This window comes from Lentilactobacillus kisonensis DSM 19906 = JCM 15041, from assembly GCF_001434135.1.
Taxonomy (GTDB): Bacteria; Bacillota; Bacilli; order Lactobacillales; family Lactobacillaceae; genus Lentilactobacillus; species Lentilactobacillus kisonensis.
This window is the reverse complement of record NZ_AZEB01000008.1, coordinates 60,610-77,423: the sequence shown is the minus strand read 5'-3', so window position 1 is coordinate 77,423 and position 16,814 is coordinate 60,610. Positions and strand designations below refer to the sequence as shown.

Annotated in this window: 16 protein-coding genes; 15 read left to right on the top strand and 1 reads right to left on the bottom strand. The window is 41.7% G+C overall.

Annotation, left to right across the window (positions count from 1 at the left end; translation table 11 throughout):
* Window positions 1-216 precede the first annotated feature (216 nt).
* Window positions 217-3,825, top strand: coding sequence for a DNA-directed RNA polymerase subunit beta (gene rpoB, locus FC98_RS05730; RefSeq protein ID WP_054654623.1), 3,609 nt, complete (start codon window positions 217-219; stop codon window positions 3,823-3,825).
* 14 nt (window positions 3,826-3,839) lie between these two features.
* Entirely contained in the window at window positions 3,840-7,502 is a 3,663-nt protein-coding gene (gene rpoC / locus FC98_RS05725; RefSeq protein WP_008855810.1) for a DNA-directed RNA polymerase subunit beta', read from the top strand.
* An 81-nt stretch (window positions 7,503-7,583) separates the two neighbouring features.
* On the opposite strand, the gene FC98_RS05720 is transcribed toward rpoC, so the two are convergent.
* On the bottom strand, window positions 7,584-8,273 hold the full coding sequence (locus FC98_RS05720; protein ID WP_054654621.1) for a prepilin peptidase: 690 nt from the start codon (window positions 8,271-8,273) through the stop codon (window positions 7,584-7,586).
* A 243-nt stretch (window positions 8,274-8,516) separates the two neighbouring features.
* On the opposite strand from FC98_RS05720, the gene rpsL reads away from it, so the two are divergent.
* The 13 genes from rpsL to rpmC all read left to right on the top strand — a co-directional run bounded on the left by rpsL (window position 8,517) and on the right by rpmC (window position 16,794).
* On the top strand, window positions 8,517-8,930 hold the full coding sequence (rpsL, locus tag FC98_RS05715) for a 30S ribosomal protein S12 (RefSeq protein WP_008855808.1): 414 nt from the start codon (window positions 8,517-8,519) through the stop codon (window positions 8,928-8,930).
* A 56-nt stretch (window positions 8,931-8,986) separates the two neighbouring features.
* Entirely contained in the window at window positions 8,987-9,457 is a 471-nt protein-coding gene (gene rpsG, locus FC98_RS05710; protein ID WP_008855807.1) for a 30S ribosomal protein S7, read from the top strand.
* 78 nt (window positions 9,458-9,535) lie between these two features.
* Window positions 9,536-11,635: an elongation factor G gene (gene fusA, locus FC98_RS05705; protein WP_056949311.1), complete on the top strand. Its 2,100-nt coding sequence runs from the start codon at window positions 9,536-9,538 to the stop codon at window positions 11,633-11,635.
* A gap of 397 nt (window positions 11,636-12,032) precedes the next feature.
* Complete coding sequence (gene rpsJ, locus FC98_RS05700; protein ID WP_013728505.1) at window positions 12,033-12,341, top strand: 30S ribosomal protein S10; 309 nt, start codon at window positions 12,033-12,035, stop codon at window positions 12,339-12,341.
* Between the two features lie 27 nt (window positions 12,342-12,368).
* On the top strand, window positions 12,369-13,007 hold the full coding sequence (gene rplC / locus FC98_RS05695) for a 50S ribosomal protein L3 (protein ID WP_056949310.1): 639 nt from the start codon (window positions 12,369-12,371) through the stop codon (window positions 13,005-13,007).
* A 17-nt stretch (window positions 13,008-13,024) separates the two neighbouring features.
* Window positions 13,025-13,648 (top strand): 50S ribosomal protein L4, encoded by a 624-nt coding sequence (gene rplD, locus FC98_RS05690; protein ID WP_008855802.1) that lies wholly within the window; start codon window positions 13,025-13,027, stop codon window positions 13,646-13,648.
* Complete coding sequence (gene rplW, locus FC98_RS05685; protein WP_008855801.1) at window positions 13,648-13,935, top strand: 50S ribosomal protein L23; 288 nt, start codon at window positions 13,648-13,650, stop codon at window positions 13,933-13,935. Before rplD ends, rplW begins: the two co-directional genes overlap by 1 nt.
* A 31-nt stretch (window positions 13,936-13,966) precedes the next feature.
* On the top strand, window positions 13,967-14,806 hold the full coding sequence (rplB, locus tag FC98_RS05680) for a 50S ribosomal protein L2 (RefSeq protein WP_082602784.1): 840 nt from the start codon (window positions 13,967-13,969) through the stop codon (window positions 14,804-14,806).
* 47 nt (window positions 14,807-14,853) lie between these two features.
* Window positions 14,854-15,129 carry a 30S ribosomal protein S19 gene (gene rpsS, locus FC98_RS05675; RefSeq protein WP_008855799.1) on the top strand — a complete coding sequence of 92 codons (276 nt, stop codon included), beginning with the start codon at window positions 14,854-14,856 and terminating at the stop codon, window positions 15,127-15,129.
* Between the two features lie 18 nt (window positions 15,130-15,147).
* Complete coding sequence (rplV, locus tag FC98_RS05670; RefSeq protein WP_054654611.1) at window positions 15,148-15,504, top strand: 50S ribosomal protein L22; 357 nt, start codon at window positions 15,148-15,150, stop codon at window positions 15,502-15,504.
* A 3-nt stretch (window positions 15,505-15,507) separates the two neighbouring features.
* On the top strand, window positions 15,508-16,173 hold the full coding sequence (gene rpsC, locus FC98_RS05665; protein WP_008855797.1) for a 30S ribosomal protein S3: 666 nt from the start codon (window positions 15,508-15,510) through the stop codon (window positions 16,171-16,173).
* A 2-nt stretch (window positions 16,174-16,175) separates the two neighbouring features.
* Window positions 16,176-16,610 (top strand): 50S ribosomal protein L16, encoded by a 435-nt coding sequence (gene rplP / locus FC98_RS05660; protein ID WP_008855796.1) that lies wholly within the window; start codon window positions 16,176-16,178, stop codon window positions 16,608-16,610.
* Window positions 16,600-16,794: a 50S ribosomal protein L29 gene (gene rpmC / locus FC98_RS05655; protein ID WP_008855795.1), complete on the top strand. Its 195-nt coding sequence runs from the start codon at window positions 16,600-16,602 to the stop codon at window positions 16,792-16,794. The genes rplP and rpmC overlap by 11 nt, the downstream gene beginning before the upstream one ends.
* The last annotated feature ends 20 nt before the right edge of the window (window positions 16,795-16,814 follow it).

The following is a 16,814-nucleotide window of genomic DNA, read 5'->3' as shown; positions in this document are numbered from 1 at the left end:
AGAGCACTATTGGTTGACATTTATCGACTAAATTGGTATATTGTTACTTGTATTTGTTGTGAATCGAAATGGTCAACGCGATCTATTGTCCGGGTTGACCTGCATAAAAAACCAAAAGCAAGTTGAGCTTGTTTTTGGATTTTTTTTGCTCAAAATCCGGTAAAATATACAATTGTAATCAAACTGTAACATTTCGGTTCCGGAATTTTTGGAGAGGTGAAAAACTTGGCAGGACACTTAGTTAAATATGGAAAACACCGTACCCGACGAAGTTATGCACGAATCAAAGAAGTGCTTGATTTACCGAACCTTATTGAAATCCAGACTAATTCTTACAACTGGTTTTTAGATGAGGGACTTCGCGAAACATTTGAAGGCATTATGCCAATCGATGATTTTCAAGGAAAACTATCATTAGAGTTTGTTGATTATCAATTATTAGAGCCAAAGTACACCGTTGACGAGGCTCGTGAACATGAGGCTAACTATTCAGCGCCACTTCACATTACCTTGAAATTGACCAATCACGAGACTGGCGAGATTAAGACCCAAGATGTATTCTTTGGCGATTTTCCACTAATGACTGATCAAGGGACGTTTATCATTAATGGGGCAGAACGAGTGATCGTTTCACAATTAGTTCGTTCCCCTGGCGTCTACTATCATGAAGACACTGATAAGAACGGCCGGGCTTCTTATGGAACAACTGTTATTCCTAACAGAGGTGCTTGGCTTGAATTTGAAACTGACGCAAAGAACATTGCCTACGTTCGAATTGATCGAACTCGAAAAATTCCTTTAACCGAATTGATCAGAGCCCTTGGCTTTGGCACTGATCAAGAAATTGTTGACATGTTGGGTGACAGTGAAAGTTTGGGTCTCACCTTGGAAAAGGATGTTCATAAGGATACTGATGATTCTCGAGTTGAAGAATCGTTGAAGGACATTTATGAACGACTACGGCCAGGTGAGCCTAAGACTGCCGACTCGTCAAGAAGTTTGCTGACAGCACGTTTCTTTGATCCAAAGCGTTATGATATGGCGCCCGTTGGTCGTTACAAGACCAACAAGAAGCTCAGCTTAAAGACCCGTTTGTTAGGCTTAACCTTGGGTGAAACCTTGGCTGATCCTGATACTGGTGAAGTAATTGCTCAAAAGGGAACGGTTGTTACTAAGGATGTCATGAAAGATTTGGCACCTTACTTAGATAAGAAGGATTTCAAAGCCTACACTTTCAATCCTTCTGATGAGGCTGTTGTTACCAAGCCAATGACCGTTCAAATTGTTCAGGTTCAATCAGTTAATGATCCTGACCGAGTCGTTCCAATTATCGGTAATGACAATATTCCATTGAGCTTTAAGCACATTACGCCCGCAGACATTATCGCTTCAATGAACTACTTCTTTAATTTACAAGAAGGTATTGGCAGCATTGATGATATTGACCATTTAGGTAATCGTCGTATTCGTTCAGTTGGTGAGCTTTTGCAAAACCAATTCCGAATTGGGTTATCACGGATGGAACGAGTTGTTCGTGAAAGAATGTCAATTCAAGACACGTCAACCGTTACCCCCCAACAATTGATTAATATTCGACCAGTTGTCGCATCAATCAAGGAATTCTTTGGTTCATCACAATTGTCACAATTTATGGATCAAACCAATCCACTTGGCGAATTGACCCATAAACGTCGGTTGTCAGCCCTTGGACCTGGTGGTTTGACTCGTGATCGTGCTGGATATGAAGTCCGAGATGTTCACTATACCCACTATGGCCGGATGTGTCCGATTGAAACGCCTGAAGGTCCTAACATTGGATTGATTAACAGTTTGTCTAGTTATGCTCGGGTTAATAAGTATGGGTTCATTGAAACCCCTTATCGACGGGTTGATTGGACAAGTCATAAGGTTACTGACCGAATTGACTACTTGACCGCTGACGAAGAAGATAACTTTGTTATTGCTCAGGCGAACTCACCATTGAACGATGATGGTTCATTCGTTAACAACATTGTTATGGCTCGTCATCAATCAAACAACATCGAAATCAGCATTGATAAGGTTGATTACATGGATGTTTCGCCTAAGCAAGTTGTTGCCGTAGCGACTGCATGTATTCCTTTCTTGGAAAATGATGATTCTAACCGAGCTTTGATGGGTGCCAACATGCAACGTCAGGCGGTTCCTTTGGTTGATCCTCACGCACCACTTGTTGGAACTGGGATTGAATATAAAGCCGCTCATGATTCTGGGGTTGCCCTTATTTGCAAGTATCCAGGAACGGTTGAATATGTCGATGCCCGTGAAATTCGGGTACGTCGTGATGATAAGTCACTTGATAAGTACAAGCTTATGAAATTCCGTCGTTCAAACGGTGGTAAGAATTATAACCAACGTCCAATTGTTAAAGTTGGCGACCACGTTGATGCTGATGAAATCTTAGCTGATGGCCCATCAATGGAGGGCGGGGAATTAGCCCTTGGTCAAAACCCCGTTGTTGCCTTCATGACTTGGCAAGGTTATAACTTTGAAGATGCCATTGCAATTAGTGAACGACTTGTTAAAGACGATGTCTATACATCAATTCATATTGAAGAATACGAATCAGAAACTCGGGATACCAAATTAGGACCTGAGGAAATGACGAGAGAAATTCCTAACGTCGGTGAAGATGCTTTGAAGAACCTTGACGAAGACGGAACTGTTCGGATTGGTGCCGAAGTTCATGATGGAGATATCTTGGTTGGTAAAGTGACGCCTAAAGGGGTTACTGAATTATCAGCTGAAGAGCGTTTACTTCATGCGATCTTTGGTGAAAAATCCCGTGAAGTTCGTGATACTTCGTTGAGAGTACCTCATGGTGGCGGCGGTATTATCCAAGACGTTAAGATCTTTACCCGTGAAAATGGTGATGAACTTTCCCCTGGTGTTAACCGGATGGTTCGAGTTTACATTGCTCAAAAGCGGAAGATTCAAGTCGGTGATAAGATGTCTGGCCGTCATGGTAACAAGGGAACTGTTTCCGTTGTTATTCCAGAAGAAGATATGCCATTCTTACCAGATGGAACGCCGGTTGATATTATGCTGAGCCCCATGGGTGTGCCATCACGGATGAATATCGGTCAAGTTTTGGAACTTCATTTAGGAATGGCTGCTAGAAAACTTGGAATCCACGTTGCGACACCTGTTTTTGATGGTGCCCGTGACAAGGACATTTGGGATGCTGTTAAGGAAGCCGGAATGCCGTCAGATGGTAAGTACATCTTGTACGATGGCCGAACTGGTGAACCATTTGACAAGAAGATTGCCGTTGGTGTTATGCATTATCTGAAGCTTGCTCACATGGTTGATGATAAGATTCATGCCCGTTCAATTGGACCTTACTCATTAGTTACGCAGCAGCCTTTAGGTGGTAAAGCTCAATTTGGTGGTCAGCGTTTTGGTGAAATGGAAGTTTGGGCCCTTGAAGCTTATGGTGCCGCATATACCCTCCAAGAAATTTTGACTTATAAGTCTGACGATGTTGTTGGCCGAGTTAAGACCTATGAAGCCATCGTTAAGGGTGAGCCAATTCCAAAACCTGGTGTACCAGAATCATTCCGTGTGCTCGTCAAAGAGTTACAGTCACTTGGCCTTGATATGAAGGTCTTGGATGCCAGCCACAAGGAAATCGAACTTCGTGACCTTGATGATGACGATGATGTCGTTAACGTTGATGCATTGAGCAAGTTAGCTCAAAAGAAAGATCAGGAAGCTAAGGATAAGAAGGCCGCAGCTGATCAAGAAGAAACCAAGTCAACCAACGTTAACAACAGTAATGACTAAGGGAGGTCAAACTAGTGGTCGATGTTAATAAATTCGAGAGTATGCAAATTGGACTAGCCTCTCCTGATAAAATCCGTAGCTGGTCATATGGCGAAGTTAAAAAGCCTGAAACCATTAACTACCGGACGCTAAAACCAGAAAAAGACGGCTTGTTCGACGAGCGGATTTTCGGCCCAACCAAGGACTGGGAATGTGCTTGTGGTAAATACAAACGAATCCGATACAAGGGAATTGTTTGTGACCGCTGTGGAGTTGAAGTTACCCGTTCAAAAGTTCGTCGTGAACGGATGGGCCATATTGAATTGGCTGCTCCAGTTACCCACATTTGGTACTTCAAAGGAATTCCAAGCCGGATGGGTCTTGTATTGGATATGAGCCCTCGGGCACTTGAAGAAATCATTTACTTTGCTTCATACGTTGTTACTGAACCAGGTAACACGCCAATGGAGAAAAAACAATTACTTTCAGAACGGGAATACCGTGATAAGAAACAAGAATACGGCCCTCGTTTTGAAGCTCAAATCGGTGCTGAGGCAATTAAGACGTTATTAAATGACGTTGACGTTGATAAGGAAGTTGCCGAATTAAAGGATGAATTAAAGAATGCAACCGGCCAGAAGCGGACACGAGCCGTTCGCCGTTTGGATATTTTGGAAGCATTTGTCCAATCTGGGAATCAACTTTCTTGGATGGTAATGGATGCAATTCCCGTTATCCCACCGGATCTGCGACCAATGGTTCAATTGGAAGGTGGTCGGTTTGCGACCTCTGACTTGAACGATTTGTACCGTCGAGTGATTAACCGGAATAATCGGTTGAAACGCTTACTTGATTTAAATGCACCTGGAATTATCGTTCAAAACGAAAAACGGATGCTTCAAGAAGCCGTTGATGCATTGATTGATAATGGTCGTCGTGGCCGGCCAGTTGCTGGTCCCGGTAACCGTCCATTGAAGTCATTGTCACATATGCTTAAAGGTAAGCAAGGTCGTTTCCGACAGAACTTACTTGGTAAGCGGGTTGACTATTCTGGGCGTTCAGTTATTGATGTTGGTCCTCATTTGCGAATGAACCAAATGGGATTACCAGTTCCGATGGCAATGGAATTATTCAAGCCATTCATTATGAAGGAATTGGTTGGCCGCAATCTGGCTTCTAACATCAAGAATGCTAAGCGTAAAATTGAACGGCAAGATGATGATGTCTTCAGCGTTTTAGAAGATGTTATCAAGGAGCATCCTGTCCTATTGAACCGGGCACCAACGCTTCACCGTCTTGGAATTCAAGCGTTTGAACCTGTATTAGTAAGTGGCAAGTCAATGCGGTTGCATCCACTGGTTTGTGAAGCCTACAATGCCGATTTTGATGGTGACCAAATGGCGATCCACGTTCCGTTATCTGACGAAGCTCAAGCTGAATCACGATTACTGATGCTGGCTGCTGGTCATATTTTGGCACCTAAGGATGGAAAACCAGTTGTAACGCCATCTCAAGATATGGTTATTGGTAACTATTACCTGACGATGGAAGAAGCTGGGCGTGAAGGTGAGGGCATGATTTTTAATTCACCTGATGAAGCTCAATTAGCCTACAAGAACGGAATCGTTCATTGGCATACACGGGTTGGAATTAGTGCTTCAGCCTATCCTAAGAAAACATTCACTAAGGATCAATTGGGTAAGATCTTAGTAACATCTGTTGGTAAGATTATTTTCAATAAGATTTTGCCGGAAGACTTCCCATACATCAATGAACCTACCGACACCAATATTAATAATTATGTTGATGATAAGTACTTCCTTGAACCTGGTGAAGATATCCATGATCATTTGAAGAATGCTGAATTAGTGCCACCCTTTAAGAAGGGATTCTTGAGTGACATTATCGCTGAAGTTTACAAGCGCTATAAAGTAACTGAAACATCCTTCTTCCTTGATCGGATGAAGGATCTTGGGTACAATGAGTCGACTAAATCCGGCTTAACCGTTGGAATTACTGATATTACGCAGTTGCCTGATAAACAAGCGATTATTGATGCTGCGCACAAAAAGGTTGATATGGTTACAAAACAGTTCCGTCGTGGACTGATTACTGATCATGAACGTTACGAGCGAGTTATTGGAATCTGGAATGATGCTAAGGATGATATCCAGAAGCGTTTGATGGATGAACAAGATCCACAAAATCCAATCTATATGATGAGTGATTCCGGTGCCCGTGGTAACATTTCAAACTTTACTCAGTTAGCTGGAATGCGTGGTTTGATGGCCGCTCCTAACGGTGAGATTATGGAATTACCAATCACTTCGAACTTCCGTGAGGGACTTTCTGTTTTGGAAATGTTCATCTCTACTCATGGGGCTCGTAAGGGAATGACTGATACCGCTCTTAAGACTGCCAACTCTGGTTATTTGACCCGTCGGCTTGTTGATGTGGCTCAGGATGTCATTGTTCGTGAAAAGGACTGTGGGACCGATCGTGGCTTGACCATCAGTGCAATTACTGAGGGAAATGAAATGATCGAACCATTATATGACCGAATTGTGGGCCGTTATGCTCATAAGACGGTTAAGAATCCTAAGACAGGCGATGTAATCGTTGCTGCTAACACAATGATTAACGAAGACCAAGCACAACAAATTGACGCACTGGGGATTAAGGAAGTTACGATTCGTTCTGCCTTCACTTGCAATACCATTCATGGTGTTTGTGAAAAGTGTTATGGTCGTAACTTGGCTACTGGAGACGAGGTTGAAGTTGGTGAAGCAGTTGGTACTGTCGCTGCTCAATCAATCGGTGAACCTGGTACTCAGTTGACCATGCGGAACTTCCATACTGGTGGTGTTGCTGGTAACGCCGATATTACTCAAGGATTACCTCGAGTTCAAGAAATTGTTGAAGCCCGTAATCCAAAAGGTAAAGCTGAAATCAGTGAAGTTACTGGGACCATTGAGTCAATTGAAGAAAACCCTGCTGAAAGAACCAAGGAAGTTACTGTTAAAGGTGAATCCGATACAAGAACATACACAGTTCCAATTACGGCTCAGATGAGAGTTGCTGAAGGTGACTTTATCCACCGTGGATCTGCATTGAACGAAGGTTCTGTTGATCCTAAGGAATTGCTGAAGGTTCGGGATGTTCTTTCAACTGAAAACTATCTCCTGCATGAAATTCAAAAAGTTTACCGAATGCAAGGGGTGGAAGTTGCTGATAAGCATGTGGAAATCATGATTAGGCAGATGCTTCGTAAGGTTCGGATCATGGATCCAGGGGATACAGATGTTCTTCCTGGGACCTTGATGGATATCTTCGACTTTAAGAATAGTAACGCCGATGCTGTTGTCTCTGGTGGAATTCCAGCTACTGCTCGTCCAGTATTACTTGGAATTACTAAGGCTGCCCTTGAAACGAACAGTTTCTTGTCCGCTGCTTCATTCCAGGAAACGACTCGAGTACTTACAGATGCTGCTATTCGTGGTAAGAATGATCCACTTGTTGGTTTGAAGGAAAATGTTATTATTGGTAAATTAATTCCAGCCGGAACAGGAATGCCTGATTACCGTGGGATTAAGCCAAAGGAAATTGGTAACTCTTCAACTGATGGGGTTTATTCAATCAGTGAGCTCGAAGAAAAGATGAAAGCTGAAGACGCTAATAAGAGTAAGACGACTAAGTAGTAGCTATTAATGATGCTATTATGGTCAAAAAAAAGGCGCTATCCGATTTATTGGGTAGCGTCCTTTTTTATACATATTCAGTCATGTGATCAGTGCTTGTAAGATCGTTTGGAAGTGATGGGTCAAGACATAGCCAATTGTAATAAACGGGACAAAGGGAATCTTGTTATTATTAGGCCAAGGGATAATTAGCAGATAAATAATAGCGCTGATGCATGCAAGACAGGTTACCCACAGCATAAAGCCAAGATTAGTAGGGAGCCACAAACAAATCAAGATATCAATATCTCCGTTGCCAATAAATCGTTCACGGTAGTTAATTAATTGTGACACGATGTAGAAAAGCGTTGCGATGATTAATTGATGGCTGGTATGATGACCGCTAATAATATATGTGATTAATAAGAACAGAATTCCAAGGGTTGGCACCCGTTGAGTGCTGATATCAAACAAGCTAAGGGCGAGCAAAATTATTACGTTAAGAAGGAAAATGACGTTAAAGAAGTCAAGCGGCGTTAAAATAAACAGGACGCCCAAAACGAATTCAACGATAATGGTTGTTGGTGGAATCTTTGCCCTGCAATATCGGCACCTTCCTCTTAGCGTTAAGTAGCTTATAATTGGAATCAGATCGTAATAACACAGTGGGTGCTGACATGAGTCACAGTGTGATCTCGGTATTACAATTGACTCGCCAACTAAGTGGCGGGAAACAACCAGGGAAATAAATGACGCGATGCTTGAACCAAGTATAAATTGTATTAATATCATCTCTTTACCTCTAGTAGTTATATACGCATTAGGCGGCTAAAATATTTTTTTGCGGAGTTGTTGACACAAATTGCCTAGCATGATAAATTAGACAAGGTGCTTTTTGTGACAGATTCCTGAATAATCAGACATGCTGACTGTTTATGACAAAAAGTGTTGGGCGGTACACATTTATTTTTACATAAAAAAGAACCGCCTGGATGTGTGGACTTACATTGAAAATTTGAAAGGAGAACTTTTTAGATGCCTACAATTAACCAATTGGTCCGTAAAGGACGTCATTCTAGAACTTCAAAATCAAAGTCACCAGCTTTAAACTATGCTTACAATAGTTTTAAGAAGAAGGCTGTTACCGTTCCTGCTCCTCAAAAACGAGGTGTTGCAACCCGTGTTGGTACGATGACACCAAAGAAGCCTAACTCTGCTTTACGTAAATATGCCCGTGTTCGTTTGTCTAACTTAATTGAAGTTACGGCATACATTCCAGGAATTGGTCATAACTTACAAGAGCATAGTGTCGTATTGATTCGTGGTGGCCGTGTTAAGGATTTGCCTGGTGTTCGTTATCACGTTATTCGTGGTGCTCTTGATACCGCTGGTGTTCAAGATCGTCGTCAAGGTCGTTCTAAGTATGGTACTAAGCGGCCTAAAGAATAATCTTACTAATGCAATCTAAATATTTAGTTCTATAGAATCATGAGGAGGATAACGAAATGCCTAGAAAAGGAAATGTTCAAAAACGGGAAGTACTTCCTGACCCAATTTATAATTCAAAATTGGTAACCCGTTTAATTAACCGTTTGATGTTAGACGGTAAGCGTGGAACCGCATCACAAATTTTATATGGTGCATTTGACTTAATTAAAAAAGAAACTAATAACGAACCAGTTGACGTGTTTGAAGAAGCTATGAAGAATGTTATGCCAGTTCTTGAAGTTAAAGCGCGTCGTGTTGGTGGTTCTAACTACCAAGTTCCAATCGAAGTTCGACCAGATCGGCGAACAACTTTGGGCTTACGTTGGATCGTTAACTATGCTCGTTCACGTGGTGAGCATACAATGACTGAACGACTTGCTCGTGAAATCATGGATGCTGCTAACAACACTGGTGCTGCTGTTAAGAAGCGTGAAGATACTCATAGAATGGCTGAAGCCAACCGTGCCTTTGCACATTATCGTTGGTAAGATTACCATTTTCAAACAGTTCAAATTAGTGAGTGGCTAATTTAGCCACTTTTTGTACGAATCGGAAGGAGTTACACAATGGCTAACACACGAGAATTTCCGCTAGAAAAAACTCGTAATATTGGGATTATGGCCCATATTGATGCTGGTAAAACAACGACCACTGAGCGGATCTTGTATTATACCGGTAAAATTCACAAAATTGGTGAAACCCATGATGGTGCTTCACAAATGGACTGGATGCCACAAGAGCAGGAACGTGGTATTACCATCACGTCAGCTGCTACGACGGCCCAATGGAAAGACCACCGTATCAACATCATTGATACCCCAGGACACGTGGACTTCACCGTTGAAGTTGAACGGTCACTTCGAGTTCTTGATGGTGCGATTGCCGTTCTTGATGCCCAAGCTGGTGTTGAACCACAAACTGAAACGGTTTGGCGACAAGCATCAGATTACGATGTTCCACGGATCGTATTTGTTAACAAGATGGATAAAGTTGGTGCCAACTTTGACTTTTCAGTTTCATCAATTGCGGATCGGTTAAACGCTAAGCCGTTACCAATTCAAATGCCAATTGGGGCTGAGGACGATTTCGAAGGGGTTATTGACCTGATCGAAATGAAAGCCGACATCTATGATGAAGATAAGCTTGGTTCTAATTGGGATACAGTTGATGTTCCTGATAAATACAAAGAAGAAGCTAACAAGCGTCGTGATCAACTCATTGAAACATTAGCTGACGTTGACGACGATATTATGAATAAGTACCTTGAAGGGGAAGAAATTTCAATTTCCGAAATCAAGGCCGCTATTCGTAAGGCGACCTTGAACTTGGAACTGTTCCCAGTATTAGCTGGTTCAGCCTTCAAGAACAAGGGTGTTCAAATGTTGATGGATGCAACCATTGATTACTTACCATCACCATTGGATGTTAAGCCATACAACGCCACTGATCCTGACACTGGTGACAAAGTTGAATTGAAAGCAAATGACGATGCTAGTTTCGCAGCCTTAGCATTTAAGGTTGCGACTGACCCATTCGTTGGTCGTTTAACTTATATCCGTGTTTACTCAGGAACGCTTGAATCAGGTTCATATATTTTGAATGCAACCAAAGATAAACGTGAACGTGTTGGTCGTTTACTTCAAATGCATTCAAATCACCGTCAAGAAATTCCAGAAGTATTCTCTGGTGATATTGCGGCTGCCATTGGATTGAAGAACACCACTACTGGTGATTCATTGACTGATGTTGACCATCCACTTCATTTGGAATCAATGGAATTCCCTGATCCAGTTATCCAGGTTGCCGTTGAACCTAAGACAAAGGCTGACCAAGATAAAATGAACGTTGCCCTTCAGAAGCTTTCTGAAGAAGATCCAACATTCAAGGCAACAACTAATCCTGAAACCGGCGAAACATTGATTGCCGGAATGGGTGAGTTGCATTTGGATATCATCATTGACCGTATGAAACGTGAATTCCACGTTGAAGCCACTGTTGGTGCGCCACAAGTTTCATATCGTGAAGCATTTACGAAACCAACTAAGGCTCAAGGGAAATTCATCCGTCAGTCTGGTGGTAAAGGACAATATGGTGATGTTTGGATTGAATTTACACCTAATGAAGAAGGAAAAGGATTCGAATTCGAAGATGCCATTGTTGGTGGGGTTGTTCCTCGTGAATACATCCCAGCCGTTGAACAAGGTTTGAAAGAGTCATTGTCTAATGGTGTGCTTGCCGGGTACCCATTGGTTGATTTAAAAGCCAAGTTATATGATGGTAGTTATCATGAAGTCGATTCTAGTGAAGCTGCTTTTAAGGTTGCTGCTTCGCTTGCCCTTCGAAATGCTGCTAAGAGTGCTGCTCCTGTTATTTTGGAACCAATCATGAAGGTTGATATTAACGTTCCTGAAGAATACATGGGTGATATCATGGGCCAAGTTACCGCACGACGTGGTCGGGTTGATGGTATGGAAAGTCGAAGCGGCGCAGAAGTTATTCATTCTTACGTTCCTTTGGCGGAAATGTTTGGTTACGCAACGACTCTTCGTTCTGCATCACAAGGTCGTGGTACTTTCACCATGACTTTCGATCATTACGAAGCAGTTCCAAAGAGTATTCAAGCTGAAATCATTAAGAAAAACGGCGGCAATCCATCCGCTGAATAGTCACTATTAAAGGATTGGGAAATTTTCCTGATCCTTTTTTATTTTGGAAATTTAGTTTTTTCGAGCACTTTAACTATATAAGAATGGCTATTTTTCGAAATAGATATGTGTAAACGGATTAATGGAGTTCAATGAGTGGTTACTTTGTCCTCGTATTTTTTTGAGAATCATCTCAATTGCATCGCTTCGCAAATTTATTCGTGGTTACCCTTGTTTTATTGACTATTTTTTAGTACAATATTTAAGTACTTGTTTTTAGGGATAAGTTTGCCTAAAAAGCATTACGTATTAGCTGTGATGTGAAAGGTTGCGACACACCCGGATGCTTTGCCATGGGTTTGGCGGTAATTTTCACGGAGTTAGTCATATTTTCAAAATAGACGAAGGAGGGAATACAATGGCAAAACAAAAAATTCGTATCCGTTTGAAGGCATACGAACATCGCATCTTAGATCAATCAGCAGACAAGATTGTTGCTACTGCGCAAAGAACTGGAGCTACGATTTCAGGTCCAATTCCATTGCCCACAGACCGAACAATCTACACGGTTCTTGCATCACCACATAAGTTTAAGGACTCACGTGAACAATTTGAGATCTTAACTCATAAGCGATTAATTGACATTTTAAATCCAACACCTAAGACGGTTGACTCATTAATGAAGCTCGACCTGCCAAGTGGTGTGGATATCGAAATCAAACTATAATAATTACAATATATTGGAGGTGTACTCATGACCAGAAAAGGAATCTTAGGAAAGAAAGTTGGCATGACTCAGGTTTTCACGGATAACGGCGAATTAGTTCCAGTAACTGTCGTTGAAGTGACACCAAACGTCATCATGCAAATCAAAACCGTTGAAAACGACGGTTATGAGGCTGTTCAGTTAGGTTATTCAGATAAGCGCGCTGTGCTTACCAACAAGCCTGAACAAGGACATGCAGATAAGGCAAAAACGACTCCTAAGCGCTTCATTAAAGAAATCAAAGATGTTGAGCTGGGAGATTATAAAGTATCTGATGAAGTTAAGGCGGATATTTTCGAACCAGGCGACATCGTTGATGTAACTGGTACTACCAAAGGTCATGGATACCAAGGAAATATTCATAAAGATGGTCAATCACGTGGACCTGAAACTCATGGTTCTCGTTATCACCGTCGTCCAGGTTCTCTTGGTGTAATCATTAACCGAGTTGTTCCTGGTATGAAATTACCTGGAAGAATGGGTAATAAGACAGTAACAATTCAAAACCTTGAAGTTGTAAGCACTGATTTAGACAACAACGTTATCTTAATCAAGGGGAATGTCCCAGGTGCAAACAAATCATTCATTACAATCAGATCAGCTGTTAACGACGGATCAAAAAAGTAGAAAGGAGGCAACCATAGATGACTGACGTAGCATTATACAAACAAGATGGAAGTAAAAATGGGACTGTTGCACTTAACGATGGTATTTTTGGGGTTGAACCCAATAATCACGTTGTGTTCGACGCAATCCTGATGCAACGCGCTTCTTTACGCCAAGGAACCCATTCAGTAAAGAACCGTTCTGCTGTACGCGGCGGTGGCAAGAAGCCTTGGCGTCAAAAGGGTACTGGTAGAGCTCGACAAGGCTCTATTCGTTCACCTCAATGGCGTGGCGGTGGAATTGTCTTCGGACCAACTCCTCGTTCATACTCATATCATTTGCCTAAGAAAGTTTCACGATTGGCATTGAAGTCAGTATTATCTGAAAAGGTTTCAGATGATAAGTTGGTTGTTGTTGATGCCTTGGCATTTGACACACCTAAGACTAAAGAATTTGCTGAAATGTTAGACAAATTGAATGTTTCAACTAAGACATTAGTAGTTTTGGAAGATGACAACGAAAAAGCATTGTTATCAGCACGTAACTTGGAAAATGTAAAAGTTGTTTCTGCAAAGGGAATCAACACATTGGATGTTGCTGATCATGACAAAGTTATCATTACAAAAGCTGCTCTTTCTCAAGTAGAGGAGGTGCTCGCATAATGGAATCACGCGATATTATTTTACGTCCAGTCATTACTGAAGAAACAACTAGTAAGATGGACAACAAAACATACACATTCGATGTTGATTTACGAGCAACTAAAACACAAGTCAAGAAGGCTGTCGAAGACATTTTCGATGTTAAAGTTGTCAAAGTAAACATCATGAACGTTAGAGGTAAGTTAAAGCGTCAAGGTAGATATGCTGGTTATACTCGGAAACGTCGTAAGGCCATTGTTACCTTGTCTGAAGATTCAAAAGAAATCGAATTATTCAGCGAAGAATAATTTATAATCTTAAAACTAGGAGGGAAACGTTGTGGCCATTAAAACATATAAGCCAACCAGTAACGGTCGACGTAATATGACGAGTTTGGACTACAGTGGCATTACTAAGACTAAGCCAGAGAAGTCCTTACTTGAATCAAAAAGCAAAACAGCTGGTCGTAATAACTACGGTCGAATGACTGTTCGTCATCGTGGTGGCGGAAACAAGAATCAATATCGAGTTATTGATTTCAAACGTATCAAAGATAATGTTGAAGCAACTGTTAAAGCGATTGAATATGATCCTAACCGGACTGCTAATATTGCTTTATTAGTTTATGAAGATGGGATTAAATCATACATTATTGCACCAAAGGGATTGAAAGTCGGTGATAAAGTTCAATCTGGTCCTGAGGCAGATATCAAGGCTGGTAACGCTTTGCCACTTTCCAACATTCCAGTTGGATCAATCATTCATAACATTGAAATCAAGCCTGGTAAGGGTGGTCAACTTGCTCGTTCAGCAGGTGCATCCGCACAGTTACTTGGTCGAGATGGCAAATATTCATTGGTTCGTCTTTCTTCAGGCGAAGTTCGTTTAGTTCTTAGCACAAACCGGGCTTCTATTGGTTCTGTTGGAAACGAAGAACACGAATTAATTAATGTTGGTAAAGCTGGCCGAACACGTTACAAGGGTCAACGTCCTCATGTTCGTGGATCTGTAATGAACCCTAACGATCACCCCCATGGTGGTGGTGAAGGTAAAGCACCAGTTGGTCTCCCATCACCATTATCTCCATGGGGTAAGAAGACCGTTGGTAAGAAGACCCGTTCTAAGAAGGCTCGTTCAAACAAGTTTATTGTACGTCGCCGCAAGGGTTCAAAGATGTAATTTAATTACTTAATAAGAAAGAATACTTGTACAGAGGAGGTTGCAAAATGAGTCGTAGTTTGAAAAAAGGACCATTTGCCGATGAGTACTTACTTAAAAAAGTAGATGCTCAAAAAGATCAAGACAAAAAGTCTGTTATCAAGACTTGGTCACGTCGTTCAACGATTTTTCCAAGCTTCATTGGGTACACATTTGCTGTTTATGATGGACGGAAACACGTCCCAGTGTACGTTCAAGAAGACATGGTAGGCCATAAGCTTGGAGAATTTGTTCCAACCCGTACTTTCCATGGTCATAATACTGACGATAAGAAGACTGTTTAAAAGCAAGGAGGATAACAAATGGCTGAACAAGTTACATCAGCAAAAGCAACTGCTAAAACTGTTCGCATTGCCGCACGAAAGGTCCGTCTTGTAGTTGATCTTATCAGAGGCAAGAGCGTTGCCGAAGCCGCCGCAATTTTAGATTTCACACCACGCGGTGCTTCTCCAGTAGTTTCAAAAGTACTTAAGTCTGCTGTTGCTAATGCAGAAAACAATTTTGATTTAGATAGCGAGAACTTATTCATTAGTGAAGCCTTCGTTAACGAAGGTGCAACTCTTAAGCGGTTCCGTCCACGTGCCAAGGGTTCTGCATCACCAATTAATAAGCGCACTAGTCATATTACAATCGTTGTATCTGAAAAAGAGGAGGGGTAACGCGTGGGTAATAAGGTAAATCCTAATGGTTTACGAGTTGGAATCATTCGCGACTGGGAAGCAAAATGGTATGCAGGTAAGAATTATGCTGCATATTTGCGTGAAGATTTACAAATTCGTAAATATATAGAGAAGCGTCTTGCTAGCGCGTCAGTTTCTACTGTTGAAATTGAACGTGCCGCAAATCGCGTTAATGTTTCAATTCACACTGCTAAGCCAGGAATGGTTATTGGTAAGGGTGGATCAGAAGTAGAGAATCTCCGTAAGGAACTTAACAACTTAACTGGCAAGCGGGTTCATATCAACATCATTGAAATCAAGAAGCCTGATTTGGATGCTAAATTAGTTGGTGAAAACATCGCTCGTCAATTGGAAGGCCGTGTTGCATTCCGTCGGGCAATGCGTCAATCTATGCAGCGGACAATGCGGGCTGGAGCTCAAGGTATCAAGACCCAGGTTTCTGGTCGTCTTAACGGTGCTGATATGGCTCGGGTTGAAAGCTATTCTGATGGAACTGTTCCATTGCATACTTTACGAGCAGATATCGACTACTCATGGGTTGAAGCTTTTACTACCTATGGTTCCATTGGTGTAAAGACTTGGATCTATCGTGGTGAGATTCTCCCTGAAAAGCCAAAGAACAGTAAAGCTGATAAAGGAGGGAAATAAACATGTTAGTACCTAAACGTGTCAAGCATCGTCGTGAACATCGTGGCAAGCTTCGTGGTTCAGCCAAAGGTGGCAAGACGGTTACATTTGGTGATTATGGTTTGCAATCACTTGATTCACATTGGATCACCAACCGTCAAATCGAAGCATGTCGTGTGGCGATGACTCGTCATATGAAGCGTGGAGGAAGAGTTTGGATTAAGATTTTCCCTCACAAGTCATATACTGAAAAAGGTGTCGGCGTTCGAATGGGTAATGGTAAAGGAACACCAGCTGGCTGGGTATCACCAGTTAAGCGTGGTAAAGTATTGTTTGAAATTGGCGGCGTTGATAAAGCAACTGCTCATGAAGCATTACGTCTTGCATCAAACAAGCTTCCCGTTCGTACAAAGATCATAGAACGTGAGGAAGTAGGTGGCGAATCAAATGAAGGCTAAAGATATTAGTAAGTTAACCACTGCTCAAATGATTGATAAAGAAAAAGATTACAAAGATGAATTGTTCAATCTTCGTTTCCAATTAGCCACTGGTCAATTGGAAAACACTGCGCGATTGAAGCAAGTTCGTAAGAATATTGCGCGTATTAAGACTGCACTTCGTCAACAAGAATTAAATAAGTAGAATACGATAAGGGAGGTATA

Bases quoted from the DNA above. Each gene is read 5' to 3' on its own strand.
- FC98_RS05720 (WP_054654621.1), bottom strand. From the start codon at position 8,273: ATGATATTAATACAATTTATACTTGGTTCAAGCATCGCGTCATTTATT.
- rpsL (WP_008855808.1), top strand. From the start codon at position 8,517: ATGCCTACAATTAACCAATTGGTCCGTAAAGGACGTCATTCTAGAACT.
- rpsG (WP_008855807.1), top strand. From the start codon at position 8,987: ATGCCTAGAAAAGGAAATGTTCAAAAACGGGAAGTACTTCCTGACCCA.
- fusA (WP_056949311.1), top strand. From the start codon at position 9,536: ATGGCTAACACACGAGAATTTCCGCTAGAAAAAACTCGTAATATTGGG.
- rpsJ (WP_013728505.1), top strand. From the start codon at position 12,033: ATGGCAAAACAAAAAATTCGTATCCGTTTGAAGGCATACGAACATCGC.
- rplC (WP_056949310.1), top strand. From the start codon at position 12,369: ATGACCAGAAAAGGAATCTTAGGAAAGAAAGTTGGCATGACTCAGGTT.
- rplD (WP_008855802.1), top strand. From the start codon at position 13,025: ATGACTGACGTAGCATTATACAAACAAGATGGAAGTAAAAATGGGACT.
- rplW (WP_008855801.1), top strand. From the start codon at position 13,648: ATGGAATCACGCGATATTATTTTACGTCCAGTCATTACTGAAGAAACA.
- rpsS (WP_008855799.1), top strand. From the start codon at position 14,854: ATGAGTCGTAGTTTGAAAAAAGGACCATTTGCCGATGAGTACTTACTT.
- rplV (WP_054654611.1), top strand. From the start codon at position 15,148: ATGGCTGAACAAGTTACATCAGCAAAAGCAACTGCTAAAACTGTTCGC.
- rplP (WP_008855796.1), top strand. From the start codon at position 16,176: ATGTTAGTACCTAAACGTGTCAAGCATCGTCGTGAACATCGTGGCAAG.
- rpmC (WP_008855795.1), top strand. From the start codon at position 16,600: ATGAAGGCTAAAGATATTAGTAAGTTAACCACTGCTCAAATGATTGAT.